The 24289-nt window shown below is 70.3% G+C and carries 23 protein-coding genes; 13 read left to right on the top strand and 10 right to left on the bottom strand.

The genetic code is table 11. The features are described 5' to 3' along the window. The first annotated feature begins 55 nt into the window (after positions 1-55). Both ACTJI8_RS07845 and ACTJI8_RS07840 read left to right on the top strand, forming a co-directional pair. On the top strand, positions 56-1504 hold the full coding sequence (locus tag ACTJI8_RS07845) for an aminobutyraldehyde dehydrogenase (protein ID WP_440732860.1): 1449 nt from the start codon (positions 56-58) through the stop codon (positions 1502-1504). Positions 1505-1661: 157 nt separating this feature from the next. Continuing rightward, positions 1662-2447, top strand: a complete 786-nt coding sequence (locus ACTJI8_RS07840) for an alpha/beta hydrolase (protein ID WP_440732859.1) — start codon at positions 1662-1664, stop codon at positions 2445-2447. A gap of 153 nt (positions 2448-2600) precedes the next feature. Here ACTJI8_RS07840 and ACTJI8_RS07835 read toward each other — a convergent pair whose 3' ends face one another. The 6 genes from ACTJI8_RS07835 to ACTJI8_RS07810 all read right to left on the bottom strand — a co-directional run bounded on the left by ACTJI8_RS07835 (position 2601) and on the right by ACTJI8_RS07810 (position 7889). Beyond that, entirely contained in the window at positions 2601-3518 is a 918-nt protein-coding gene (locus tag ACTJI8_RS07835) for an ABC transporter substrate-binding protein (RefSeq protein ID WP_440732858.1), read from the bottom strand. Positions 3519-3553: 35 nt separating this feature from the next. Next, positions 3554-4297, bottom strand: a complete 744-nt coding sequence (locus ACTJI8_RS07830) for an ABC transporter permease (protein ID WP_440732857.1) — start codon at positions 4295-4297, stop codon at positions 3554-3556. Further along, entirely contained in the window at positions 4294-4980 is a 687-nt protein-coding gene (locus ACTJI8_RS07825) for an ABC transporter permease (protein ID WP_440732856.1), read from the bottom strand. The genes ACTJI8_RS07830 and ACTJI8_RS07825 overlap by 4 nt, the downstream gene beginning before the upstream one ends. 1 nt (position 4981) lies before the next feature. After that, positions 4982-5848 carry an ABC transporter ATP-binding protein gene (locus ACTJI8_RS07820; RefSeq protein ID WP_440732855.1) on the bottom strand — a complete coding sequence of 289 codons (867 nt, stop codon included), beginning with the start codon at positions 5846-5848 and terminating at the stop codon, positions 4982-4984. Between the two features lie 14 nt (positions 5849-5862). Then, positions 5863-6195, bottom strand: coding sequence for a DUF427 domain-containing protein (locus ACTJI8_RS07815; RefSeq protein ID WP_440732854.1), 333 nt, complete (start codon positions 6193-6195; stop codon positions 5863-5865). A 275-nt stretch (positions 6196-6470) separates the two neighbouring features. Beyond that, entirely contained in the window at positions 6471-7889 is a 1419-nt protein-coding gene (locus tag ACTJI8_RS07810; protein ID WP_440732853.1) for a dihydrolipoyl dehydrogenase family protein, read from the bottom strand. 277 nt (positions 7890-8166) lie between these two features. On the opposite strand from ACTJI8_RS07810, the gene ACTJI8_RS07805 reads away from it, so the two are divergent. The 4 genes from ACTJI8_RS07805 to ACTJI8_RS07790 are packed head-to-tail and all read left to right on the top strand — an operon-like array spanning position 8167 to position 11749. Continuing rightward, entirely contained in the window at positions 8167-9231 is a 1065-nt protein-coding gene (locus ACTJI8_RS07805) for an ABC transporter substrate-binding protein (RefSeq protein ID WP_440732852.1), read from the top strand. 13 nt (positions 9232-9244) lie between these two features. Next, positions 9245-10075 (top strand): ABC transporter ATP-binding protein, encoded by an 831-nt coding sequence (locus tag ACTJI8_RS07800; protein ID WP_440732851.1) that lies wholly within the window; start codon positions 9245-9247, stop codon positions 10073-10075. Continuing rightward, on the top strand, positions 10065-10883 hold the full coding sequence (locus ACTJI8_RS07795) for an ABC transporter permease (RefSeq protein ID WP_440732850.1): 819 nt from the start codon (positions 10065-10067) through the stop codon (positions 10881-10883). The genes ACTJI8_RS07800 and ACTJI8_RS07795 overlap by 11 nt, the downstream gene beginning before the upstream one ends. Beyond that, positions 10883-11749, top strand: coding sequence for an ABC transporter permease (locus ACTJI8_RS07790; RefSeq protein ID WP_440732849.1), 867 nt, complete (start codon positions 10883-10885; stop codon positions 11747-11749). Before ACTJI8_RS07795 ends, ACTJI8_RS07790 begins: the two co-directional genes overlap by 1 nt. A gap of 21 nt (positions 11750-11770) precedes the next feature. Here ACTJI8_RS07790 and ACTJI8_RS07785 read toward each other — a convergent pair whose 3' ends face one another. Further along, positions 11771-12385 (bottom strand): hypothetical protein, encoded by a 615-nt coding sequence (locus tag ACTJI8_RS07785; RefSeq protein WP_440732848.1) that lies wholly within the window; start codon positions 12383-12385, stop codon positions 11771-11773. Positions 12386-12553: 168 nt separating this feature from the next. Between ACTJI8_RS07785 and ACTJI8_RS07780 the strand changes: the two genes are divergently transcribed. Further along, the gene (locus ACTJI8_RS07780; protein ID WP_440732847.1) at positions 12554-14164 is read left to right on the top strand and encodes a LuxR C-terminal-related transcriptional regulator; all 1611 of its coding nucleotides are present in this window, start codon (positions 12554-12556) and stop codon (positions 14162-14164) included. A 246-nt stretch (positions 14165-14410) separates the two neighbouring features. Further along, on the top strand, positions 14411-15502 hold the full coding sequence (locus tag ACTJI8_RS07775) for a flavin-containing monooxygenase (protein WP_440732846.1): 1092 nt from the start codon (positions 14411-14413) through the stop codon (positions 15500-15502). Positions 15503-15518: 16 nt separating this feature from the next. On the opposite strand, the gene ACTJI8_RS07770 is transcribed toward ACTJI8_RS07775, so the two are convergent. Further along, entirely contained in the window at positions 15519-16658 is a 1140-nt protein-coding gene (locus ACTJI8_RS07770) for a lactonase family protein (RefSeq protein WP_440732845.1), read from the bottom strand. Between the two features lies 1 nt (position 16659). After that, positions 16660-17946, bottom strand: a complete 1287-nt coding sequence (locus tag ACTJI8_RS07765; protein ID WP_440732844.1) for an adenylosuccinate synthase — start codon at positions 17944-17946, stop codon at positions 16660-16662. Positions 17947-18098: 152 nt separating this feature from the next. Here ACTJI8_RS07765 and ACTJI8_RS07760 point away from each other — a divergent pair, with 152 nt between their 5' ends. Next, entirely contained in the window at positions 18099-18746 is a 648-nt protein-coding gene (locus tag ACTJI8_RS07760; RefSeq protein WP_440732843.1) for a nucleotidyltransferase domain-containing protein, read from the top strand. A 233-nt stretch (positions 18747-18979) separates the two neighbouring features. On the opposite strand, the gene ACTJI8_RS07755 is transcribed toward ACTJI8_RS07760, so the two are convergent. Continuing rightward, positions 18980-19900 (bottom strand): LysR family transcriptional regulator, encoded by a 921-nt coding sequence (locus ACTJI8_RS07755; RefSeq protein ID WP_440732842.1) that lies wholly within the window; start codon positions 19898-19900, stop codon positions 18980-18982. Between the two features lie 117 nt (positions 19901-20017). Here ACTJI8_RS07755 and ACTJI8_RS07750 point away from each other — a divergent pair, with 117 nt between their 5' ends. The 4 genes from ACTJI8_RS07750 to ACTJI8_RS07735 are packed head-to-tail and all read left to right on the top strand — an operon-like array spanning position 20018 to position 24280. Beyond that, positions 20018-21046 (top strand): amidohydrolase family protein, encoded by a 1029-nt coding sequence (locus tag ACTJI8_RS07750; protein WP_440732841.1) that lies wholly within the window; start codon positions 20018-20020, stop codon positions 21044-21046. A gap of 19 nt (positions 21047-21065) precedes the next feature. Then, the gene (ligK, locus tag ACTJI8_RS07745) at positions 21066-21773 is read left to right on the top strand and encodes a 4-carboxy-4-hydroxy-2-oxoadipate aldolase/oxaloacetate decarboxylase (RefSeq protein ID WP_440732840.1); all 708 of its coding nucleotides are present in this window, start codon (positions 21066-21068) and stop codon (positions 21771-21773) included. Between the two features lies 1 nt (position 21774). After that, positions 21775-22881, top strand: a complete 1107-nt coding sequence (locus ACTJI8_RS07740; protein ID WP_440732839.1) for an amidohydrolase family protein — start codon at positions 21775-21777, stop codon at positions 22879-22881. 1 nt (position 22882) lies between these two features. Continuing rightward, positions 22883-24280 (top strand): protocatechuate 4,5-dioxygenase subunit alpha/beta, encoded by a 1398-nt coding sequence (locus ACTJI8_RS07735; protein WP_440732838.1) that lies wholly within the window; start codon positions 22883-22885, stop codon positions 24278-24280. Positions 24281-24289: the final 9 nt, after the last annotated feature.

Genomic DNA, 24289 nt, shown 5'->3' with positions numbered 1-24289 from the left:
AGAATCTGTTGCAGATTTCTTCCGATTTCGTTGGTTCTCACCTATCCTGATCAGCATGCAGAGCACACTGTCTGAAACAGCACTGTTGCAGAACTTCATCGGCGGGCGCTCCGTGGCCGCCCACGGCGAGGGCCGCATGGACCTGATCGACCCCGTCACCGAGCAGGTGTACGGTCAGGCGCCGATCTCGGACCAGAGCGACGTCGACGCCGCCTACGCCGCCGCGGCCGCCGCCTTCCCGGTCTGGCGCGACACCACCCCGGCCGCCCGCCAGCTCGCACTGTTCCGGATCGCGGACGCGATGGCCGCCCGCGCGGAGGAGTTCGCCGACCTGGAGTCGCAGGACACCGGCAAGCCCCGCCCGAACCTCGTGGCCGACGAGATCGACCAGTCCGTCGACCAGCTGCGCTTCTTCGCGGGCGCCGCGCGCAGCCTCGAAGGCAGGGCCGCCGGGGAGTACATGGCGGGGCACACCTCCTACGTGCGCCGCGAGCCGATCGGTGTGATCGGGCAGGTCACCCCGTGGAACTACCCGCTGAACATGGCCGTGTGGAAGATCGCGCCTGCTCTGGCCGCCGGCAACACCGTGGTGCTAAAGCCCGCCGAGTCCACCCCGCTCACCACGCTCCTGCTCGCCGAGATCGTCGCCGAGCACACGCCAGCGGGCACGCTCAACGTCGTGCTCGGCGATCGCAGCACGGGTGCCGCCCTGGTCGCCCACAAGACGCCGCAGATGGTCGCGATCACCGGATCCGTGCGGGCCGGCATGGCGGTGGCCGAGTCGGCCGCGGCTGATGTGAAGCGCGTGCACCTCGAACTCGGCGGCAAGGCTCCGGCGATCGTGTTCCCGGACGCGTCGATCGCCAAGGCCGCGGAGGGCATCGTCACCGGCGCCTTCTTCAACGCCGGCCAGGACTGCACCGCGGCCACCCGCGTGATCGTGCACGCCTCGGTGCACGACGAACTGGTGAAGGCGCTCGTCGAGAGGGTGCGCACGCACGCACGCACCGGCGCACCGCACGAGGAGGGCGTGTTCTTCGGCCCGCTCTCGAGCGCGGCGCAGCTGGCCCAGGTGCAGGGCTTCGTGGATCGCCTGCCGGCGCACGCGACGATCGAGACCGGAGGCAAGCGGCAGGGCGACGTCGGCTACTTCTTCGAGCCGACGATCGTCTCGGGCATGCGCCAGGACGACGAGGCCGTGCAGAGCGAGATCTTCGGGCCGGTGCTGACCGTGCAGTCCTTCGAGGACGACGACGAGGCGCTGGCGTACGCCAACGACGTGCCGTTCGCCCTGGCGTCCTCAGTGTGGACCACCGACCACGCCCGCTCGATGCGATTCTCGCGGGATCTGGACTTCGGCTGCGTGTGGATCAACACGCACATCCCGTTCGTGTCGGACATGCCGCACGGCGGCTTCAAGCACTCCGGCTACGGCAAGGACCTGTCGCAGTACGGCTTCGACGACTACACGCGCATCAAGCACGTGATGAGCGCCCTCGACTGACTCCGGCGGAGATGCTACTGTCGCCTACGCCGTGCTGGCACGAGAACAGGAGGTGATACCCATGAACGAATCGACGTGGGTGCTCCTCCTCGGGGTCACGGTCGGGCGATAGGTCGCCCGGGAGCGCCGTATATGCGCACTCCCGAAAGGCACGACCATGAACATCACCCCTGAACTCACCTTCACCTCCGAGAGGCGCCTCGCCTCCGAACCGCATCGCGACGGCATCATCGAGCGCGACTTCACCCTCGACGGGATCGACGGCATCCTCTGGTTGCCGGAATCCGCCTCCGCGGAGCATCCTGCCCCGCTGATCCTGCTCGGCCATCCGAGCGGGCCAGGGCTCGCCCGGATGCGCCCTCGCCTGGAGGGCCGGGCACGCTCGTCCGCCGAGCTGGGTTTCGCGTCGGTCACTCTCGAGATGCCCGGCAACGGCACGCGTCCGGCCTTGCCCGAGCTCGAGAGCGCCCGCGCCGACCTGATGCGGGCCCTCGACGCCGGCGAACGCCCCAGCGAGGACGTCATCGACCGGCTGGTGCTGCCGCTGGTCGAGCGCACGGTGCCCGAATGGCAGGCGGCGCTCGACGCGGTGCTAGCGCTGCCCGAGATCGGCGGCCCCGTCGCCTATTCGGGCGGCGTGCTCGCGATCGGGATCCGGCTCGCCGTGGTCGAACCGCGCATCGTGGCCGCCGGCCTGTTCGCCGGCAGCTACGTGCCGCGCGCCATGTTTGACGAGGCCCGTCAGGTCACCATCCCGCTGCACGTGCTGCTGCAGTGGGACGACGAAGGCAACGACCGACAGCGGTCGCTCGATGTGTTCGACGCGTTCGGATCCGCCGAGAAGACCCTGCAGGCCAATCTCGGCGGGCACACCGGTGTCCCGGCGCATGCCGGCGAAGACGCGGCGCGGTTCTTCGCGCGGCACCTGAGTCCGACGGTCTGAGCCGTCCGATCCGGCCCGGCTCCGGCAATCCAGGAGAACGGCAACTCCGCAGGACGTTTCTTCATGAATCGTCCTGCGGAGTTGCAATCGTCCTGCAGAGTTGAACAGAGCCAGGGACGGGACGAAGTCCGTCCCGTCCCGCCCCACCCCGCGTCAGCTCAGGCCCTGCTCCTTGAGCCAGGCCTTGGCGATGTCTGCCGGCTGCTTCTTGTCGGCCGTGCTCTGCACGTTGAGCTTGACGAGCTCCTCGGTCGATAGCTTCGCGCTCACCGCGTTGATCGCCTTCGACACCTTGTCGGCGACGTTCGCACTCACGATCGGCACGACGTTCGACGGAAGGATGAGGTTCTTCGGATCCTTCAGCGCGACCAGGTCACCGCTGGCGAACGCCGGGTCGGCGGAGTAGATGTCGGCGACCTGCACGGTGCCGGCCTTCAGCGCCTCGAGCGTGGTCTGGCCGGTGGCCGAGAACGCCAGGTCGACGCCGTACAGGGTCTTCGCGGCTGCGGGGCCGTACGGGCGCTTCTCGAACTCGGGCGCGGCGCCCACCGTGACGGGCGCGGGCACCTTCGAGAGGTCGGCGATCGATTCGAGGCTGTACTTATCGGCGTTCGCCTTGGTGACCGTGTAGGTATCCTGATCGGCGGCCTTCGCGTAGTCGAGCACGGTGAGGCCCGACGGCAGGGCCTTCTTCAGCGCGGCGTACACGTCATCGGGGCTGTTCGTGTCGGCCTTGCCGCCCAGGTACTCGAGCAGATTGCCGGTGTACTCGGGGAACAGGTTGATCGCGCCGGACTTGACGTCGGGCATGTAGGCGTCGCGCTGGCCGATGTTGAACTTGCGGTCGACCTTCACGCCGTCCTTCTCGAGGGCCTGCGCATAGATCTCGGCGATGATCTCGTTCGAGTAGTACGCCTGGGATCCGATCACGACCGTGTCGGAGGAGCCGGATCCGCTCGTCGCGGTCGGCTTGTCGAGCGGGTTGCTGGAGCTGCAGGCGCTGAGCGCGAGCGCGACGGCGGCCGCGGCCGTCGCTGCAGCGGCGATGCGGGTGATGCGAGCGGTGAACATGGTGTGCCTCTCTTCGGTGGGGGAGTCGGTGCAGGTCAGGTGCGTGCGGCGGCCTTCGACAGGCTCAGGGAGCGCCCGCGGGCGTGGGGTTCGTCTTCGGAGCGACCGCCGGCCGCACGCACACCGGCCGGGACAGCGGCGCGCTGCGCGATCGCGAACAGCAGGTCGGCGATCAGGGCGAGCGCCGCGACGAGGAGAGCCCCCGCGAGCACCTGGTCGAAGCGGCCGAGGGGGATGCCCTGGATGATCGGGTAACCGAGGCCGCCGAGGTTCACCCAGGCCGCGATCGTCACGGTCGCGATCACCTGCAGCGTCGCCGCGCGCAGGCCGCCGACCAGCAGGGGCAGACCGAGCGGGAACTCGACCTTCCAGAACACCTGCCACGGCGTCATCCCCATCGCCTTCGCCGCGTCGATCACCCGGGGCTCGATCGCCTCGATCCCGGTGTACGCACCGGCGAGCAGCGACGGGATCGCGAGCAGCACGAGCGTCACCAGCGCGGCCGCTGGCACCTGCAGCACGCCGAACAGCAGCACGAGCAGGATCAGCAGTCCGAACGAGGGGATCGCACGCGCGGCGCCCGAGATCGCCACGGCGACCTCGCGTCCACGGCCGGTGTGCCCGATCAGCCAGCCGGCCGGCACGGCGATCAGGCTCGCGACGAGCACCGACACGACCGTGTAGAGCAGGTGCTGGCCGAGCAGCACCGGCAGCGCATAGGAGCCGGTCCACTGCTCGGGGTCGAGCAGCCACCGGATCGCATCGCCGAAGAGGTTCATGCGGCACCTCCGGTCACGACGGCGGGCCGGCCGCTGCGCGTACGTCGCCGGGTGCTGCGCTGCCACGGCATCAGCACGCGGCCGAGCACGACCAGCAGGGCGTCGATCACGAGCGCGAGCAGGATCACCGCGATCACTCCGGCAAACACCTCCTCGATGAGGCGGCGGTCGAGTCCATTCGTGAAGAGGTAGCCGAGGTTCTGCACGCCGACCAGGATGCCGACCGTGGCGAGGGCGATCGTCGAGACGGCGGCGACGCGCACGCCGGCGAGGATCACCGGTCCGGCGAGCGGCATGTCGACGGTCCAGAACCGGCGTCCGGATCCGTAGCCCATGGCGATCGCGGCGCGACGCACATCGGCATCGACCGAGTCGAGCCCGTCGGCGACTGCGCGCACGAGGATCGCCACGTTGTAGATGGTCAGCGCCACGATGAGGTTGGTGGGGCTGATGGCGGAGTAGCCGAGCAGCGCCGGCAGCAGGATGAGCAGCGCGAGGGAGGGGATCGTGTAGAGCAGGCCGGTGAGCACGATCACGGGGCCGCGCACCAACCGGTACCGCCAGGCGATCCACCCCAGCGGCACGGAAACGACGACCCCGAGCACGAGAGCGATGAGGCTCTGCTGCAGATGCACGGCGGCGAGGCTCGCGATGAGCCCGAGGTTGTCGATGATCCAGGTCATGTCAGCCGACCTCGTCCGCGGACTGCGGCGGATGCGCATCGAGGAGATCGGCCGGCGACTGCACGAGCGTCCCCTGGGCGCGCCCGTCGGCGTCGACGACCACGGTGCCGTGCGGGGTCTCCCGCAGGTGCAGCGCGCGGCGTCCGCGGTCGGCGCCGATGAACGCGGCGACGAAGTCGTCGGCGGGCGCGGCGAGGATCTCGTCCGGCGTGCCCTGCTGCACGATGCGGGCGCTCTTGCCGAGGATCACGATCCGGTCGCCGAGCAGCATCGCCTCGTCGATGTCGTGCGTGACGAACACCACGGTCTTGCCCAGTTCGCGCTGCAGGCGCAGCAGCTCCTGCTGCAGCTCGGTGCGCACGATCGGGTCGACGGCGCCGAACGGCTCGTCCATCAGCAGGATGTTCGGATCCGCGGCGAGCCCGCGGGCCACGCCGACGCGCTGCTGCTGTCCACCGGAGAGCTGGCTGGGATAGCGGTCGGCGAGCGCCTGGTCGAGGCCGACCGTGTCGAGCAGCTCGCGCGCGCGGACGTGCGCCTCACGCCGGGCGACGCCGTTCAGGCGCAGCACCGTGGCGACGTTGTCGATCACGCTGAAGTGCGGCAGGAGTCCGGAGTTCTGCATCACGTAGCCGATGCGGCGGCGCAGGGCGACGGGGTCGCCCTCGAGGACGCTCTCGCCGTCGATCTCGACGGCGCCCGAGCTGGGCTCGACCATGCGGTTGATCATGCGCAGCAGTGTGGTCTTGCCGGATCCCGACGAGCCGACCAGCACGGTCGTCTGCCGGGCGGGGATGACCAGACTGAAGTCGTCGACGGCGCGGGTGCCGTCCGGGAACGTCTTCGTGACGGAGCGGAATTCGATCATCGCGGTCCCGCCCCTCAGGGGAGCGCCCCCTCCTGGGGCACGTCGCCCGCGCGGATCTCGACCTTGCGGTCGAACGCGACGTAGCCGGAGAAGTCGACGCCGACCCGTTCGATGGCCGTCGGGTAGGGGTGCGGATACGCCCAGGCCAGATCCTTGTGGTCCTGCTCGTTCACGCGGAGCGAGTAGTACTGGCACTCGCCCTTCCACGGACAGGTGTACGGCGTGGGGCTCTCCTGCAGCACGCCCTCGGTGACGGCCGTCGGCGGGAAGTACCTGTTGCCCTCGATGAGCACCACATCGGCGTCATCGGCGTTCGCGACGACTCGTCCTTCGAATACTGCTTGCATGCTCGTCCGTCCTGTTCAGATCGATGAGACACGTGCGTCCGCGTGCGCCTGCCCGGCGTGCGCCACGGCGCCCTTCCGACAGTAGGCCAAGCCTCCGACATCCATGAAGAACGCCCGCCACATCGGAAACAGACCGACATCCGCCGGGATTCCCGCTCCGACCGGACCATCCATGTTTTCAAAGCGCGCAAATGGCTGGATCCGGGGCCCGAATGGAGCCATTTGCGCGCTCTGAAACCAGAAAGACCGGCCGCACCACGGGGACGGGGCGGCCCTCAGGCGGTCTGCCGCCCGTAGGCCTCGAGCAGCCGCAGCCACACCTCGCTCATGGTCGGATACGACGGCACCGCGTGCCAGAGCCGGGCCAGCGGGACCTCGCCGACGACCGCGATCGTGGCGGCGTGGATGAGCTCCGCGACATCGGATCCGACCAGGGTCACGCCGAGCAGCACCTGCCGGTCCTCGTCCACGACCATGTGCGCGCGGCCCTGGTAGCCGTCGGCGTGCAGCGAGGCTCCGGCGACGGAGGAGAACTCGACCTGGACCTCGCGCACGCGGTGGCCCGCCTCGCGGGCGGCCGCAGCGGTGACGCCCACGGCCGCGACCTCGGGCTCGCCGAAGACGACCTGCGGCACGGCCGTGTGGTCCGCCGTCGCGACGTGCCGGCCCCAGCGGTCGTCGTCGACCGGCTCGCCCTTCGCGCGGGCGGCGATGACGTCGCCCGCGGCGCGGGCCTGGTACTTGCCCTGGTGCGTGAGCAGCACGCGGCCGTTCACGTCGCCGACGGCGTAGAGCCAGTCCACGCCGGGCACCTGCAGCGTGTCGTCGGTGCGGATGTACCGGCCCGCGGCGAGCCCCACCGTCTCGAGCCCGATGTCGCCGCTGCGGGGCGTGCGGCCCGTCGCGACGAGGATCTCCGCGGCGCGCACGTCGCCGCCGTCGGTGGTGACGGTGACCCCGTCGGCGTCGCGCGAGACGCTCTTCGTGACGACGCCCGTGCGCACGTCGACACCGAGCGCGCGCAGCCCCTCGGTGACGAGCTCGCCGGCGAACGGCTCGACGGATCCGAGCAGTCCGCTGCGGGCGAGCACGGTGACCTCAGCACCGAGCGAGGCGTAGGCGGTGGCCATCTCGACGGCGACCACGCCGCCGCCGATCACGACGAGCGACGCGGGGATCTCCTCGGCGCTCGTGGCCTCGCGGCTGGTCCACGGGTTCGCCTCGTGCAGCCCCGGGATCGGGGGGATCGCGGCATCGGATCCGGTGCTGATGACCACCGCCTGCCGAGCGGTGAGGGTGCGCACACTGCCGTCGGGCTGGGTGACGGCGACCTTGCGTTCACCGCTCAGGCGTCCGTGCCCGCGCACGAGGTCGATCCCGGCGGAATCGAGCCAGGCGACCTGGCCGTCGTCCTGCCAGTGGCTCGTGAACGAGTCGCGCCGGTCGAGCACCGCGCGCACGTCGAGGCGGCCGGTCACCGCTTCCGCCGCGCCGCCGACGTGCTGTGCCGCGCGCAGCGCCTGCGGCGAGCGCAGCAGCGCCTTCGACGGCATGCACGCCCAGTACGAGCATTCGCCGCCGACCAGCTCGCTCTCCACGATCACGGCGGTGAGCCCGCCCTGCACGGCGCGGTCGGCCACGTTCTCTCCCACCGGGCCGCCGCCCAGCACGATCAGGTCGTATTCGTCGGTCATCAGGAGCCTTCCGATCGCGGTGCGGTGGGGGTGACGCAACGTCCGTCCCACCCTCGCAGAACGCCCGCGGCCGGGCGAGGATTCCTCACGGGTTCGTCAGATTCCGGTCCTATCCCGCGAGACGACGGGGCGGCTTCGTCCCGATCGCGCGCGAAACAGCGGGGCAACCATCCGTGCCTCTGGCCGAAACATGACGTCCGTACCGTGAGGGAACTGCTCGCGCCCGATCGCCGGCGCGACGCACACCCGAAGAGCTTCACCGGCAGGAGACCCGCACATGACATCTCACTCCTCGCTCCGGCGCTCGCTGGCGGCACTCGCCGCCGCGGCCGTCACCGCGATCGCACTGAGCGCCTGCTCGAGCGGCGGCTCGGCGGCTCAGACGCCCACCGAGGGCGCATCCGACGGCGGAAAACTCAACGTCCAGCTCAGCTGGATCAAGAACGAGGAGTTCTCCGGCGAGTTCTTCGCCGACTCGAAGGGCTACTACAAGGACGCCGGCCTCACCGTCACGCTCACTCCCGGCCCGTCCACGGGCGCCGCCGAGCTGCTGTCGGGCAAGACCGACATCGCCCTCTCCGATGCCGTCTCGATCGGATCCGTCGTGGCGAGTGAGGGCGCGCCGCTGAAGATCATCGGCACCACGTACCAGAAGAACCCGTTCACGGTGCTGTCCCTGAAGAGCAAGGGCGACATCGCCACGCCCGCCGACCTCAAGGGCAAGAAGATCGGCGTCCAGGACTCGAACACCGCACTGTTCAAGGCGCTGCTCGCCGCCAACGGGCTCACGGACAAGGACGTGACGATCGTTCCTGTTCAGTACGACCCGGCGCCCCTGCTCAACGGCGACGTCGACGGCTTCATCGCCTACCTCACCAATGAGGCGATCACAGTCAAGGCCAAGGGCGTCGAGACCACCAACCTGCCGTTCGCCGACAACGGGCTGCCCTTCGTGGCCGAGACCGTCACGACCACCGACGACATGATCGCGAAGCATCGCGAGCGGCTGAAGTCGTTCCTGGTGGCCGAGATCAAGGGCTGGACCGACGCGGTCAAGGATCCGGAAGCCGGCGCGAAGCTGGCCGTCGAGAACTACGGCAAGGACCTCAAGCTGGATCTGACGAACTCGATCGCCGGTGCCAAGGAGCAGGCCGAGAAGCTCGTCGTCTCCGACGAGACCGCGAAGAACGGGCTCTTCACCATCTCGGACGAGCTGCAGAAGAGCACGATCAAGAGCCTGGCCGGGGCCGGCGTCACTCTGACCCCCAAGGATCTTTTCGACCTGTCACTGCTCGAGGAGGTCTACAAGGCCCACCCCGAGCTGGTGAAGTACGCGGGCTGACACGGCCACCGCCATGTCGGATTCCGCGATCAGGGCCGCGGCCGGTGCCCAGAGCGTCGCTCTGGGCACCGGCCTGCAGATCACAGCCCTGAACAAGGTGTTCACGAGCGGACGCAAGAGCGTCGTCGCGCTGCAGGACACCGATCTGCACACCGCACAGGGAACCTTCCTCTCGCTGCTCGGCCCGTCCGGCTGCGGGAAGTCGACGATCCTGCGCATCCTCGCAGGTCTCGAGCGCCCCACGAGCGGCACGACCCGGGTCGACGGACGCAGCCCCGACGAGCTGCGCCGTGCGCACAAGCTCGGCATCGCCTTCCAGGACTCCGCACTGATGCCGTGGCGCAGCGTGATGTCGAACGTGCGGCTGCCCTTCGAGATCGCCGGGCAGAGCGTCGACAAGGCGTACGTCTCGGAGCTCATCGAGCTCGTCGGCCTCACGGGGTTCGAGAAGGCGAAGCCGGCCCAGCTCTCCGGCGGCATGCGCCAGCGCGTCTCGATCGCACGCTCGCTGATCCTCAAGCCCGACGTGCTGCTGTTCGACGAGCCGTTCGGTGCACTCGACGACATGACCCGGCAGAAGCTCAACCTCGAGCTGCTGCGGATCTGGACAGAGAAGCCGGCGACCACGCTGCTGGTCACCCATGGCGTGTCCGAGGCGATCTTCCTCTCCGATCAGGTGGCCGTGATGAGCCCGCGTCCGGGGCGCGTCAAGGCCGTCATGACCATCGATCTGCCGCGGCCGCGCACACCCGAGATGATGCGCACGCCGGAGTTCCACGCCTACGTCGACGAGGCATCCGAACTGCTCTTCGGCGTCGGGGGAGCCGCAGCCGATGACCACTGACGCACGCACCGCGCTTGCCGGGCGACGTCTGCCGCCGTGGGCGATCGGCGTGATCGGCGCCGTGGTGCTGTTCGCGCTCTGGTGGATCATCGCGGCGGCCTTCGGCAGGAGCGCGGTGGGCACGATCACCGTGCCGACTCCACCCGAGGTGCTGGCCGGGTTCGTGCGCAGCGGATGGACCTACTACGAGCAGAACTTCGCGGTGACCCTCGCCGAGGCCGGGATCGGCTACCTGTGGGGCAACGGACTGGCGCTGCTGCTGTCCGCCGTCGTGCTCGTGATCCCGAAGCTGGAGGGCGTGGCGATGCAGCTCGCGATCACGACCTACTGCGTGCCGATCGTCGCCGTGGGCATGCTCGCCGTGGTGCTCATCGGGCCTCCCGCCGCGGCAGGGCAGCCGAGCGGGACCGCGATCTTCCTCGCCGCATTGTCGGTGTTCTTCACGACCGTGGTGGGCGCTCTGCTGGGGTTGAAATCGGCCGACCGGGCGAGCCTCGACGTCGTCACCGTGTACGGCGGATCCGCATTCACTCAGCTCGTCAAGGTGCGCTTCATCGCGGCGCTGCCCGCCGTGCTGAACGCGCTGCAGATCGCCGTGCCGGCGGCGTTCCTCGGCGCCGTGCTCGGCGAGTTCTTCGGCAAGATCGAGCGCGGTGTCGGTCTCGCCATGATCCTCGCCCAGCAGAACTCCGACGCGGCCGTCGTGTGGGGGCTGGCGCTCGCCAGCGGTGCGGTCGCCCTCGCCGGGTTCGCGCTGGTGGGGCTGGTCGCGAGATCCCTCACTCCCTGGTCGAAGGGAGCAGCGTGATGACCGTGATCACCGTCACCGCCGCGCAATCCATCGTCGACGTCGACGCCCGCCTGCGGCGCGAGCGCACCAGGCGGGTGCTCTCTGCCGCAGGCTGGGGACTACTCACCTTCCTGCTGACGCTGCTCACGGTCGGCGTCCTCTGGGTCGGCGTGCTCTGGCTGTCGGGAGTGTCCCCGCTCATCGCGAAGGGCCCCGTCGATGTGTGGCGGTATCTGTTCGTCGTCCCGGCCGCTGCAGCGAACCGGGAGCTCATCCTCGGCAACCTCGTCGTGACGCTCGGGCACTCGGCGATCGGATTCGCGGCAGGTCTGTTGGTCGCGCTGCTCGGCGCTGCGGCGTTCCAGCTGAGCCGCGGGGTCGAGCACGCGCTCATGCCGGTGGCGATGCTGCTGCGCTCCGTTCCGCTCATCGCGATGGCTCCGGTGATCATCATGATCTTCGGGCGCGACCTCTGGACCGTCGCCGTGATCGGCGGCATCGTCGTGCTGTTCCCCGCGCTGGTGAACATCTCGTTCGGGCTGAAGTCGGCCTCCGCGCAGATGAACGACCTCGTCGAGGTCTACGGCGGCGGGGCTTGGGCCAAGCTGCGGAAAGTGGCGATGCCCGCGTCGCTTCCTGCCTTCTTCGCCGCGGTGCGCATCTCGGTCCCCGGCGCGATCACGGGCGCGCTTCTGGCCGAGTGGCTGGCGGTCGGCGGCGGAATCGGCGGTTCGATCGGCGGCTTCATCCCGCAGGCGCAGTTCACCGCGCTGTGGACATCCGTCGTGGTGGTCACCGTCGTCTCGCTGCTGCTCTACAACGTGATCCAGATCGTGGAGGACGTCGTGCTGGCCCGGATGGGCATGCGTCCGCAGGCGGCGTAGCGTCCGGATCCTCGCGGTCGGTCACTGCTGCGCGGATGGAGAGGCCACCACCGACGGATCCAGGATCTCGACGACCAGCGGATCTTCGGCTCCGGCCTGCCGGATCCGCCACACCCGCGCGCTCGCCCCCACGCCCGGCACCTGGGTCTGCAGGAGCATCCTGGACCGGGCGGTGGGGCGCTCCCACGTCGCTGAAGACCGGCCCTGCGACGTGTCGACGGTGAGCTCGAAGCGGTCGACGCCGCCGTCCTCGATCGTCGAGACCGTGCGCGCGACGACCGTGCCGTCGAGTCGCTCGATGCGACCGGCCGCTGCACGCCAGCGCGTCAGCGCACGCGCCCTCGACGCGCTGTGGGCCAGCGCACCGATGTAGACGAGCCAGAGCACGACGACGACCACCGCGATGAACACCGTGAAGAGCACGGAGAACCAGACGCCCGGGGTCGGCAGGGTCCAGAGCGGGACGACCGTGCCCGCCCCCACCACCGTGGCGAGGACCAGCAGCACCACGAAGACGACGCGGGCGCCGGCCCGCATCGCGCCCCGGATGGGGAGCTCGGCGGGCGGAACCGGATCCGGCCAGCGCTCGAGCAGCACCACGACCTGGCCGACGGACGCCGAGGGCGGAGGGGTCATGGCAGGAGTCTAGAGGCCGGACTCAACGCGCGAGCAGGCGGTGCATCGGTGCGGGCGCCCGGTAGGTGTTGGCGCGCTCGCCCTTGCGCAGGGTGCGTCCAGGACGGAGGCGAACCGGGATCCGGATCGCCTCTTGTCGCCCACCCCCGGCGGGAACATACTGTGCGCATGGCGATCCGGGGCGCGCCCGACGTGGACTGGACGGGACGGTTCGACGAGCTCGTCGCGCGCGAGGCGCACCTCGGGGCGGCCGAGCTGGACGACCTCGGCCAGGCTGCATGGTTCACCGGGCGCGACGATGTCAGCGTCCGCGCCTGGGAGCGTGCACACCTCGCGTTCCTGGAAGCGGGGGATCTCGCCTCAGCGGTGCGATGCGTGTTCTGGCTCGGCTTCACGCTCAGCGAGCACGGAGACGCGGTGCTCGCCCGCACCTGGATGGGCCGGCTGTTCGAGCTGTGCGCCCGACCGGACGCGAACACGCGCACCGATGCGTCCCAGCAGCTCTGCCGCGCGGTCGCGCGGTACGCCCAAGGAGATGCCGAGGGATCCGCACCGCTGTACCGCCAGGCGGGGGAGCTCGCGGCCGCGGCGGGCGACGGGGACGTCGACGCGCTCGCCACGATGGGGCTCGGGCGGGCGCTCGTGCAGACGGGCAGGGCGGAGGAAGGCTTCGACTGCCTCGACCGGGTCATGCTCATGATCGGATCCGGGCGGGTGAGCGACCGCGCCGCCGGGCCCGCCTTCTGCGCGGTCGTCGCGAGCCTGCTCGCCCGCGGCGATCTGGAGCGGGCGCGGGTGTGGACGCGCGACCTGGGCGATTGGTGCGACACGCAGCGCGGTCTCGAACCGTTCCGCGGGGAGTGCACGCTGCACCGCGCCACGGTCATGCAGCTGGGCGGCGAGTGGGCCGCGGCCGCGAAGGCCGCCGACGAGGTCTGCCGCACCGAGAAGCGCCTCGAGACGCTCGGCAACGCCTGGTATCGGACCGCCGAGCTGCACCGCGTCACAGGGCGAGCGGCACAGGCGCGGGATGCGTTCCGCCGCGCGGCGGCGCTCGGCACCCCGACTCAACCGGGCCTCGCGCTGCTGCACCGCGATGCCGGCGAGCTCGACACGGCGTGGAACGGTCTCGCCCGGGCGCGATCGGGTCCTCTCGGTCCCGCGGAGCGCGCCGAGGTGCTGGCCGCTGCGGTGGCCGTCGCGCTGGACTGTGGCCGCATCGCCGATGCCCGAGCGGCGGCATCGGAGCTCACCGCTTGCGCGGCCGCCTTCCACACCCTGTCCCTGCGGGCCCAGGCCGCCCAGGCGCGCGGCGAGGTCGCCCTGCGCGAGGGCCGCACGGCCGGAGCGCTGCCGCTGCTGCGCGCCGCATGGCTGGACTGGCGGCGCCTCGACGCGCCCCATCAGGCGGCGCTCGTGCGTGTCGCCATCGGATCCGCCGCGCGCGCCGCCGGCGACGAGGAGGGCGCACAGCTCGAGTTCGACGCCGCCCGCACGGCGCTGGAGCAACTCGGCGCCGTGCCCGACCTCGCGCGGCTGGAGCGACTCGCGGCGGCCACGACGCCGGTGCCGGCGGATCCGGGCCTCAGCCGCCGCGAGCGGGAGGTGCTCGAGCTCGTCGCCCAGGGGTGGTCGAACCGGCGCATCGCCGAGCGCCTGTTCCTCAGCGACCGCACCGTGGCCCGCCATGTGGGCAGCATCCTCAGCAAGCTCGCCGTGCCCTCGCGGTCGGCTGCGACCGCCTACGCGTACGCGCACGGACTCGTCCGCATCGCCTGAGCCGGCCCCGCCCGCCGCCCGTGCCGGTGCCGGTCGATGCCGTTGCGGGCGCCGCGTCCGAAACTCAGTCGATCCGGCACCCAGCGATCGCGCACGGCCTGTTGCGCGCAGGATCGACTGAGTTTCAGACCGCGCGCGCTCAAGCCGATCCGGATCCGAATTGGTCATTTCTGCCGATGCCGGCCCCCTCACGCCGCCGTACCGTGCGGGAATGCCGGCGCACCGAGCCCGGCGGAGGAGGCCATCATGCACACCACGGCACTCGACCTGGCCGTCGTCGGCGCGGGAGCGGCGGGACTGCACACCGCGCGCCGGGCGATGGACCGCGGCATGCAGATCCAGGTCTTCGACGCGCACGCGCGCATCGGGGACACCTGGCGGGAGCGCTACCGCTCCCTGCGCCTGTTCACCCCGCGGCGCTGGGCGGAGCTGCCGGGGCTCCGACTCGACATCGGCGTGTTCGAGTACCCGACGGCGATACAGCTCGCCGACTATCTGGAGCGGTACGCGGCGACGTTCGAGATCCCGGTGCGCACCGCCACGCGGGTGCGGCGGCTCTCCGCGGAGGAGGATGGCCGGTTCCGACTCGAGCTCGACACCGGGGAGGAGATCATCGCGCGCCGAGTCGTGGTCGCGGCCGGCGTGCACCACCGGCCGATCGTGCCGCCGTTCGCGTCCGACGTGGATCCGTCGATCCGGCAGCTGCACTCGCTCGAGTACCAGGGGCCGGAGGACTTCGCGGCCGGGCCGGTGTTGGTCGTCGGCGCCGCGAACTCGGGAACGGACATCGCCCTCGAGGCGGCGGCCTCCGGGCACGGGACGGTCCTCGCCGGACGCCACCCCGGGCAGGTGCCTGGACGCATCGACACCCCGGTCGGGAACCTGATCAGCGGCGTCTTCATCCGACGGCTGCGCAACACCACGATCGACACCGAGAAGGGGCGCCGGGTGTGGGAGCAGCAGCGCGGGCACGGCGTGAACCTCGTCCGCAACCATCTTTCGGATCTGCGCCGCGCGGGCATCCGGCTGGTCGGCAGAGTGGCGGGCGTCGATGACGGCCTGCCCGTGCTGGATGACGGCGAGCACCTGCGTCCGGCGACGATCGTCTGGTGCACCGGATCCCGCCCGATCCTGGACTGGATCGATCTGCCGGGCTTCGCCGACGAGAACGGGATCCGGCATGAGCGCGGACTGTCCACGACGGTGCCGGGGCTCGCGTTCATGGGGCTGCCGTTCCAGTACTCGATCGCGTCGCCCACCCTGATGGGCATGGGCCGCGACGCCGACTACGTCGTGGAGCACCTGCTGCGACCGGTGCCGGTGCCGCGGGCGGCATGAGGAAGGGCCGCCGCGCTCAGCGCGCGAGCAGCAGGTGCGTGGGGGCGGGCGCGGGTGTGCGGTGCCGGACACGACCCGGCGCACCGGTACGGTCATCCAGCTCCAGCACGCTGATCTCGTTCGAGCGCTGGCCCGCGACGAGCAGCGCTCCGTGGTGCACGAGGTGGTGGCGCGGCCAGTCGACGCCCGCGTCGGCGAGCGCGAGGGGTTCGACCCGCTCACCGGATCCGCGCACGCGCAACGCGGCGATCGTGTTGCTGCCGCGCACTCCTGCATACAGCGTCTCGCCATCGCGGGAACGGCTGAGCTCGGCCGGATAGTCATGCCCGGGCGTCACGATCGCCGACACCGGGGTGCCGGAGACCAGCCCCCAGCGCCCCTCACGGTCGGCGGCGAGCGTGAACAGCTCGCACGAGTACTCGGTGACCACGTGCAGGTGCCCGCTGGGGTGCACGACCATGTGCCGCGGCCCGGATCCGCGCGGCAGCACGACCTCATGGTCGAGCGTCAGCCCCGACGCCGCAGGACGCCAGATCCGCACGAGGTCGTAGCCGAGGTCGGTCGTGGCGATCCGCCCGTCGGGCAGGAACGCCGCGGCGTGCGCATGCGAGACCCGGGGATCGCCGTTCGGATCCAGACGATTCGGATCCGAGGCGTACGGGTCGGCCGCAGCCATCGGGTCAGCGGCGCCGTCGCCGTCGCCGCTCTCGTTGGCTTCGTCCGAGCCCTGGCCGAACAGGGCCGCCCGCAGCTCCGCGGCCTTGTCGCGCGCATCCGGCACGAGCCTGCCGGCCGCGTCCAGCCCGATCCGCACCACACGGCCGTCGCCGTAGCAGCTCGCGACGAGGAACCTCCCGTCCGGGGCGACGGCGAGGTGGCACACGTACTGCCCCGCCGCGACGGGCCGCCCGAGCGGCCGCAGGGCGTTCTCGCCGGTGCGAGCGAACGCGGCGACCTCGCCGGATCCCTCGAGCGCCGCATAGACGACGTCGAGCGTCGGGTGCTGCGCGAGCCACGACGGTGACGGCGCGGCCGCGACCGCACCACGGTAGGCGAGAGTCGTCGGACCGTATCCCTCATCGACCGCCAGCACGCCGATGCCGTCGGCCGGCCCCTCCATGTCGACGCCGTAGCCGCCGACCCAGAACCGGGTCACGTCAGTCGACGAGATCGTGCCGGACGATGACCTGGTCGCGCTCCGGCCCGACACCGATCACCGAGATGCGGGTGCCGCTCATCTTCTCCAGCGCGAGCACGTAGTCCTGCGCGTTCTTCGGCAGATCCTCGAACCGGCGCGCGGAGGAGATGTCCTCCTGCCAGCCCGGGAAGTACTCCAGGATCGGCTTCGCGTGGTGGAAGTCGCTCTGGTTCACCGGCACGTCGTCGAAGCGCACGCCATCGACGTCGTAGGCGACGCAGACCGGGACCTGATCCAGACCATCGAGGATGTCGAGCTTGGTGAGCACGAGGTCGGTGATGCCGTTCACACGGGTCGCGTACCGGGTGATCGGCGCGTCGTACCAGCCCACCCGGCGCGGACGCCCGGTGGTGGTGCCGAACTCGAAGCCGCGCGCGCGCAGCCAGTCGCCCTGCTCGTCGAAGAGCTCGGTGGGGAACGGGCCGGATCCGACGCGCGTCGTGTAGGCCTTCACGATGCCGACGATGCGGTCCAGGCGGCCGGGGCCGACGCCGGATCCGGTCGCCGCGCCGCCGGCGGTCGCCGAGGAGGACGTCACGAACGGGTACGTGCCGTGGTCGACGTCGAGCATGGTGGCCTGGCCGCCCTCGAACACGACGACCTCGCCGCGCTGCAGCGCATCGTCGAGCAGGTGCCCGGTGTCGGCGACCATCGGGCGCAGCCGCTCGGCGTAGGAGAGCAGGTCCTCGACGATCTCGTCACACGTGATGGCACGGCGGTTGAAGACCTTCACGAGGAGGTGGTTCTTCTGGTCGAGCGCGCCCTCGACCTTCTGGCGCAGGATGTTCTCGTCGAACAGGTCCTGCACGCGGATGCCCACGCGGTTGATCTTGTCGGCGTAGGCCGGGCCGATGCCGCGGCCGGTGGTGCCGATCATGCGCTTGCCGAGGAAGCGCTCGGTGACCTTGTCGAGCGTGCGGTGGTACTGGGTGATGATGTGCGCGTTGGCGCTCACCTTGAGACGCGACGTGTCGATGCCGCGGGATCCGAGGGCCTCGAGCTCGTGGAACAGCACCTCCAGGTCGATCACGACGCCGTTGCCGATCACAGGGGTGACGCCGGCCGAGAGGATACCGGAGGGCAGCAGGTGCAGGGCGTACTTCTCGTCGCCGACGACGACGGTGTGCCCGGCGTTGTTGCCGCCGTTGAACTTGACCACCCAGTCCGTACGCTCGCCGAGCAGATCCGTGGCCTTGCCCTTGCCCTCGTCGCCCCACTGGACGCCGACGATCACGATTCCTGGCATGGGTGCATCCCCCTTGGGTGCGGCCGGTGGCCGCCGTGCTTTTCGCCGGGTTTGCACCGGCTGATGAGCTGGCCCGATCGGGCGGAGCCAGTCTATCGGAGGGGCTCCGACGCCGTTGCGGGCGCATCGACGGGGTCCAGTAACCTGCATCCATGGTGGCTTCTCCGTCCTTCACCACCGAGTGGGATCCGCTCTCCCCCGGCGCCGTCGCCGATCTGCTCGCGTCGTCGTCGGTGCGATGGTGGCTCTCCGGTGGCGCCGCTCTGGATCGATGGCTCGGACGGCCGATCCGCGCCCGCGCGAACGTCGACGTCAGCACGACGGCCCGCGACCTCCGCGAGCTGGTGGCCGCTCTCCCGTCGCCGTACAGTGCCTGGATCGCGGACGGCGACGGCTGGATCCCTCTCGCCGACGCCGGCGAGGACGTCGACGCCCATCCGATCCTGATCCACGACGAGTCCCGCAACAGCTGGGTGCTGCAGGTGAATGCGGAGGACGGCGCCGACCGCGCCTGGGTCTACAAGCGCGACCCGCGGCTTCAGCTGCCCTGGGATCGGGCCGTGCTCGACCTCGACGGCATCCCGACCGGAGCGCCCGAGGTGCAGCTCGTGTGGAAGGCGCTGCGGCCGCGGCCGGAGGACGACGCCGACAAGGAAGCGGTGCTGCCAGAGCTGTCGACCGAGGCCCGCGCCTGGTGGGAGCGCGCGATCCTGACGATCCACCCGCACTCGACCTGGTCGATCCACGTGCGCAGTCCGTTCGCCCCGGCCAAGGCGAGCTGGAACCGCCCCGGGCGCTGACCGTCGACCGACCGACTCGCGACCGCCGACCGCCCCGCGACCGCCGACCGACCGAGATCCGGATCCGACGTCCATTCAGGTCGCACTTTCCCCGTTCAGGTCGCACTTTCTGCGGTTTCCACGCCCCCGGAACAGCAGAAACTGCGACCTGAGCCGAAGTTGGGGAACACCCACCTGAACCGGAGAACCCGAGTGGGGAAGACCCGACCCGGCTGAAACCGGAGAACACCGGATCAGCCGGCGACGGCCGCCGTGCGGTACTCCCCGGCCGCGACCGCCTCGAACACGACCGAGCGGAACCAGCGCTGCGCCGGCGAGAGGCTGGCGTCGTTGCGCGTGTAGAGCGACACCGGCGTGCTCTGCCCCGGCCACGGCAGGTCGGCGATGTGGAGCCCGGGGAACCATCCGCGGAACACCTCCGCGACGTGCCGCGGCAGCAGCACCACCAGGTCCGTCGCTTCGAGCACGGCCGGCACGGTCGCGTACTCCTCGACCGTCAGCGACACCTGTCCCATGAGGGAGTTCTCGGTCAGCGCCTGCAGTGGGAAGACGTGCCCGCCACGCGCCGAGACGCGCACGAAGCGCCGCCCCGCGAACATGTCCGGCCCGGTCTCCGGCAGCGGATGCGCCCCCGAGCACAGCGCGACGTACTCGACGGCGCGCACCAGCGTGCGCCACAGGCGCGGGGATCCGATGAGCGACACGGTCATGGCCAGGTCGATGGTGCCGCGCACGAGGGAGTCCTCGACCGCGTCCGCGTCGAGCCGCTCCACCTGCAGGTGCGGATCCGCCCCCTCCCGGGCGAGCGCCGCCATGATCGGCGGCAGGAAGGTCTGCTCGCCGATGGACGTCAGCCCAAGCACGAGCTCGCCCCGGAACGTGGTCGGTTCGAACACGTCGGATCCGCCCACGGTCTCGTCGATCTGGGCGAGGGCGGCATGCAGCGGTCCGAACAGCTGCGTGGCCTTCCCGGTCGGGACCATGTCGTGCCCCTCCCGCCGGAACAGCTCGTCGCCGAACTGCGCCCGCAGTCGGCGCAGCGTGTAGCTCACGGTCGGCTGCGTCACGTGCAGGCGTTCGGCCGTGGCGGTCACGCTGCGCAGTTCGTACAGCGTGACGAACGTCCGGAGCTGGTTCAGATCGGCGAGCGACATGTATCGATCTCCTCTATGCAGTGACGCCTGAACATCTATTGGACCATATGTGACCCGCGTCCTAGAGTCGGCCTCAAGAGCGCTCCGCCCGACCGACTGTGACAAGGACGACACCCGGTGATCATCGACATCCACGGCCACTACACCACGGCCCCGGCGCAGCTGGGCGCGTGGCGTGATCTGCAGATCGCCTTCGCCGCCGGCGACGGCGAGGCGCCGGATCTCGCCGCCCTGCGGATCGACGACGACGAGATCCGCGAGACGATCCGGGCCAATCAGCTGCGCCTGATGGACGAGCGCGGCAGCGACGTCACCGTGTTCAGCCCGCGCGCGTCGTTCATGGCGCATCACATCGGCGATCTCGCGGTGAGCGAAACCTGGGCGCGGATCTGCAACGACCTCTGCGCCCGGGTGAGCGAGCTGTTCCCCGACCGCTTCCTGATGGGCGCGATGCTGCCCCAGTCGCCGGGGGCCGACCCTGCCAGCACCGTCGCCGAGCTGACCCGCGCGGTGGAGGAGCTCGGAGCCGTCACCGTGAACCTGAATCCGGATCCGTCCGGCGGGCTCTGGACGGCCCCCGCGCTCACCGACCGGTCGTGGTACCCGGTGTACGAGAAGCTCGTCGAGTACGAGATCCCGGCGATGGTGCACGTCTCCACCTCGTGCAAGCCGGTGTTCCACACGACCGGGGACCACTACCTGAACGCCGACACCACCGCGTTCATGCAGCTGCTCAAGGGCGACCTGTTCCGGGACTTCCCCGATCTGAAGCTCGTCATCCCGCACGGCGGCGGCGCCGTGCCGTACCACTGGGGCAGGTTCCGCGGGCTCGCGATGGCCCTCGGCAAGCCCGAACTCGAGGAGCACCTGCTGCACAACGTGTTCTTCGACACCTGCGTCTACCACCAGCCCGGAATCGACCTGCTGACCCAGGTGATCCCCACGGAGAACATCCTGTTCGCGAGCGAGATGATCGGCGCCGTCCGCGATGTCGACCCCCGCACGGGCCACTACTTCGACGACACGAAGCGCTACGTGGACGCGACCGGGAACCTGGACGAGGCCCAGCGCCGGCAGGTGTTCGAGACGAATGCCCGCCGCGTTTACCCCCGTCTGGACCGGGCGCTGACCGCCCGCGGACTCTGAACCCGAAGGAAGGCGTCTCATGCGACTGAACGACCTCGGCATCGTCCGCACCGACATCGCGCGACCGGATCCGGCCGCCGTCGCCGCCGTGAGCGCGTTCGGCGTCGCCACGATCCACGAGGCGATGGGCAGGGTCGGGCTGCTCCGGCCCTACATCCGCCCCGCCTACCCGGGCGCGAAGCTCTGCGGCCCCGCCGTCACCGTGCTGCTGCAGCCCGGCGACAACTGGATGCTCCACGTCGCGGCCGAGCAGGTGCAGCCGGGAGACGTGCTCATCGCCGGCTGCACGACCGAGAGCGAGGACGGCTTCTTCGGGGAGCTGCTCGCCACCTCGCTGCGTTCCCGCGGCTGCGCCGGGCTCGTCATCGACGGGGGCGTGCGCGATGTCGCCGACCTCCAGGAGATGGACTTCCCGGTCTTCTCCCGGGCGATCAACGCGAAGGGCACGGTGAAGGCGACGCTCGGATCCGTGAACATTCCGGTCGTCGTCGCCAACGCCCTGGTGAACCCCGGCGACGTGGTCGTCGCCGATGTGGACGGCGTCGTCGTCGTGCCGCGCGACCTCGTGGGCGCCGTCGCGGAGGCGGCGCAGAAGCGCGAGGACAATGAGGAGTCGAAGCGGCAGCGGTTCCGCGACGGCGTGCTCGGCCTGGATCTGTACGGCATGCGCGAGCCGCTCGCGGCCGCCGGCCTGGAGTACATCGACCAGAACGACGGCGAGGACTGACATGGCGCACGACCCTTCGATCCCCACGCCCCACTCCAGCCAGCGCTCCGCGCCGCCGGGAGCCTCCGAGGCGCGCGGGCCCGGCTCAGGGACCGTGAGCGGCGGCTTCACCAAGTCCGAGGGCTGGCTGGACTGGTACGACGGACCCAGCACCCCGACGTTCCGGCTGCCCGACGGCGCCGTCGATGCGCACTGCCACGTGTTCGGGCCCGGTGCGCAGTTCCCCTACGCCCCGGAGCGCAAGTACACCCCCTGCGATGCCTCGGCCGCACAGTTGTTCGCCCTGCGCGACCACCTCGGCTTCGACCGCAACGTGATAGTGCAGGCCACCTGCCACGGCGCCGACAACCGCGCGCTGGTCGACGCCCTGCGGCGCAGCGACGGGCGCGCCCGCGGCGTCGCCACGGTGCGCCGCGACGTCACCCCGGATCAGCTCGCCGAGCTGCACGAGGCGGGCGTGCGCGGCGTGCGGTTCAACTTCGTCAAGCGACTCGTCGACCGCGTCCCCACCGACTCGCTCGACGAGATCGTCGCGAAGATCGCGCCCCTCGGCTGGCACGTGGTCATCTACTTCGAGGCCGAGGATCTGCCCGAGCTGTACGACTTCTTCTCCGCCATCCCGACCGATGTCGTCGTCGACCACATGGGCCGACCCGACGTGACCAAGGATCCCGACGGCCCGGAGTTCGAGCTCTTCCTGAGATTCATGCGGGAGAACCCGAACGTGTGGACCAAGGTGTCCTGCCCCGAGCGACTGTCCGTGACCGGACCGCGCGCTCTCGACGGCGAGCAGCATGCGTACGCCGATGTGGTGCCGTTCGCCCGCCGCGTGGTCGAGGAGTTCCCCGACCGCGTGCTCTGGGGAACCGACTGGCCGCACCCCAACCTCAAGGACCACATGCCCGACGACGGGCTGCTGGTCGACTTCATCCCGCAGATCGCGCCGACACCCGAGCTGCAGCGCAAGCTGCTCGTGGACAACCCCGCCCGCCTGTACTGGGCCGAGCAACAGCAGGCCGACAAGGAGCAGGCCGAGCAGACGCCGGCCGATCGGACGCCGAGCGCCGATCAGGACCGGGCCGGCGCGCGCATCACCGAAGGAGCATGACATGTCACTCGACAAGCCGTACAAGGACGTCCCCGGCACCACGATCTTCGACGCCGATCAGGCGCGCAAGGGCTACCACCTCAACCAGTTCTGCATGTCGCTGATGAAGCCCGAGAACCGCGCACGGTTCCTCGCCGATCAGGAGGCCTATCTCGATGAGTGGCCGCTGAACCCGCGGCAGCGTCAGGCGGTGCTCGACATCGACCTGAACACGTGCATCGAAGAGGGCGGCAACATCTACTTCCTCTCCAAGATCGGCGCGACCCACGGCTTGAGCTTCCAGCAGATGGCCGGATCCATGACCGGCATGAGCGAGGCCGCCTACCGCGACATGATGGTCGGCGGCGGCCGGCGCCCCGAGGGCAACCGCCTGAAGGATCTGGACGGCTGGACGCCCCCGGTTCCCGGCGAGAAGGCCGAGACCCTGCGTGAGAACGCCCCCGCTCGGTACACCTCTGCGCTGTTCACGTCGCACGTGCCCGCGATCGGTGCCGCGATGGACCTCGGCAAGACCGAGGAGCCGTACTGGAAGAAGGTCTTCGACGGCTACCAGTGGACCAGGAAGTGGGCGAAGGAGAACACCCCGGACGTCGTGATCCTGGTCTACAACGACCACGCCACCGCGTTCGACTCCTCGATCATCCCGACCTTCGTGCTCGGCACCGGATCCGACTACCCTGTCGCCGACGAGGGCTACGGCCCGCGCCCGGTGCCCGACGTGAAGGGCTACCCCGAGCTCGCCGCGCACATCGCGCAGTCCGTCATCCAGGACGACTTCGACCTCACCCTCGTCAACGAGATGGTGGTGGACCACGGGCTCACCGTGCCGCTGTCCCTCGTCTTCGGCGAGCTCGGCCCGAATGAGCAGTGGCCGGTGCGGGTGATCCCGCTCGCGGTGAACGTCGTGCAGTACCCGGTGCCGTCGGGCCGGCGCTGCTACGAGCTCGGTCGCGCGCTGCGTCGTGCCCTGGACAAATGGGACGGCCCCGAGCTCAACGTGCAGATCTGGGGCACGGGCGGCATGAGCCACCAGCTGCAGGGCCCCCGCGCGGGCCTCATCAACGAGGAGTGGGACAACGCGTTCCTCGACCATCTCATCGCGGATCCGAAGGGTCTGACCGAGTGGCAGCACATGGAGTACGTCGACGAGGCCGGATCCGAGGGCATCGAGCTCGTCGACTGGCTGATCGCCCGCGGCGCGATGGATGACCAGTTCGGCGGCGGCGCCCCCGAGACGAACCACCGGTTCTACCATGTGCCGGCATCGAACACCGCGGTGGGGCACCTGGTGCTGTCGAACCCCGTGGCGACGCCGGAGAGCGCCGCCGCCGGTGGCGAGACCGCGGCCCCGGCATCCGAGCCCGCCCCCGGCACCGCCACGGTTCCGGCGACGGTGTGACCAGCGACA

The sequence above is a fragment of the Microbacterium sp. 22303 genome, from assembly GCF_052045265.1.
Classification (GTDB): Bacteria; Actinomycetota; Actinomycetes; order Actinomycetales; family Microbacteriaceae; genus Microbacterium.
Note: the sequence above shows the minus strand (reverse complement) of the source record. Positions and strands in the feature narration are given on the sequence as shown.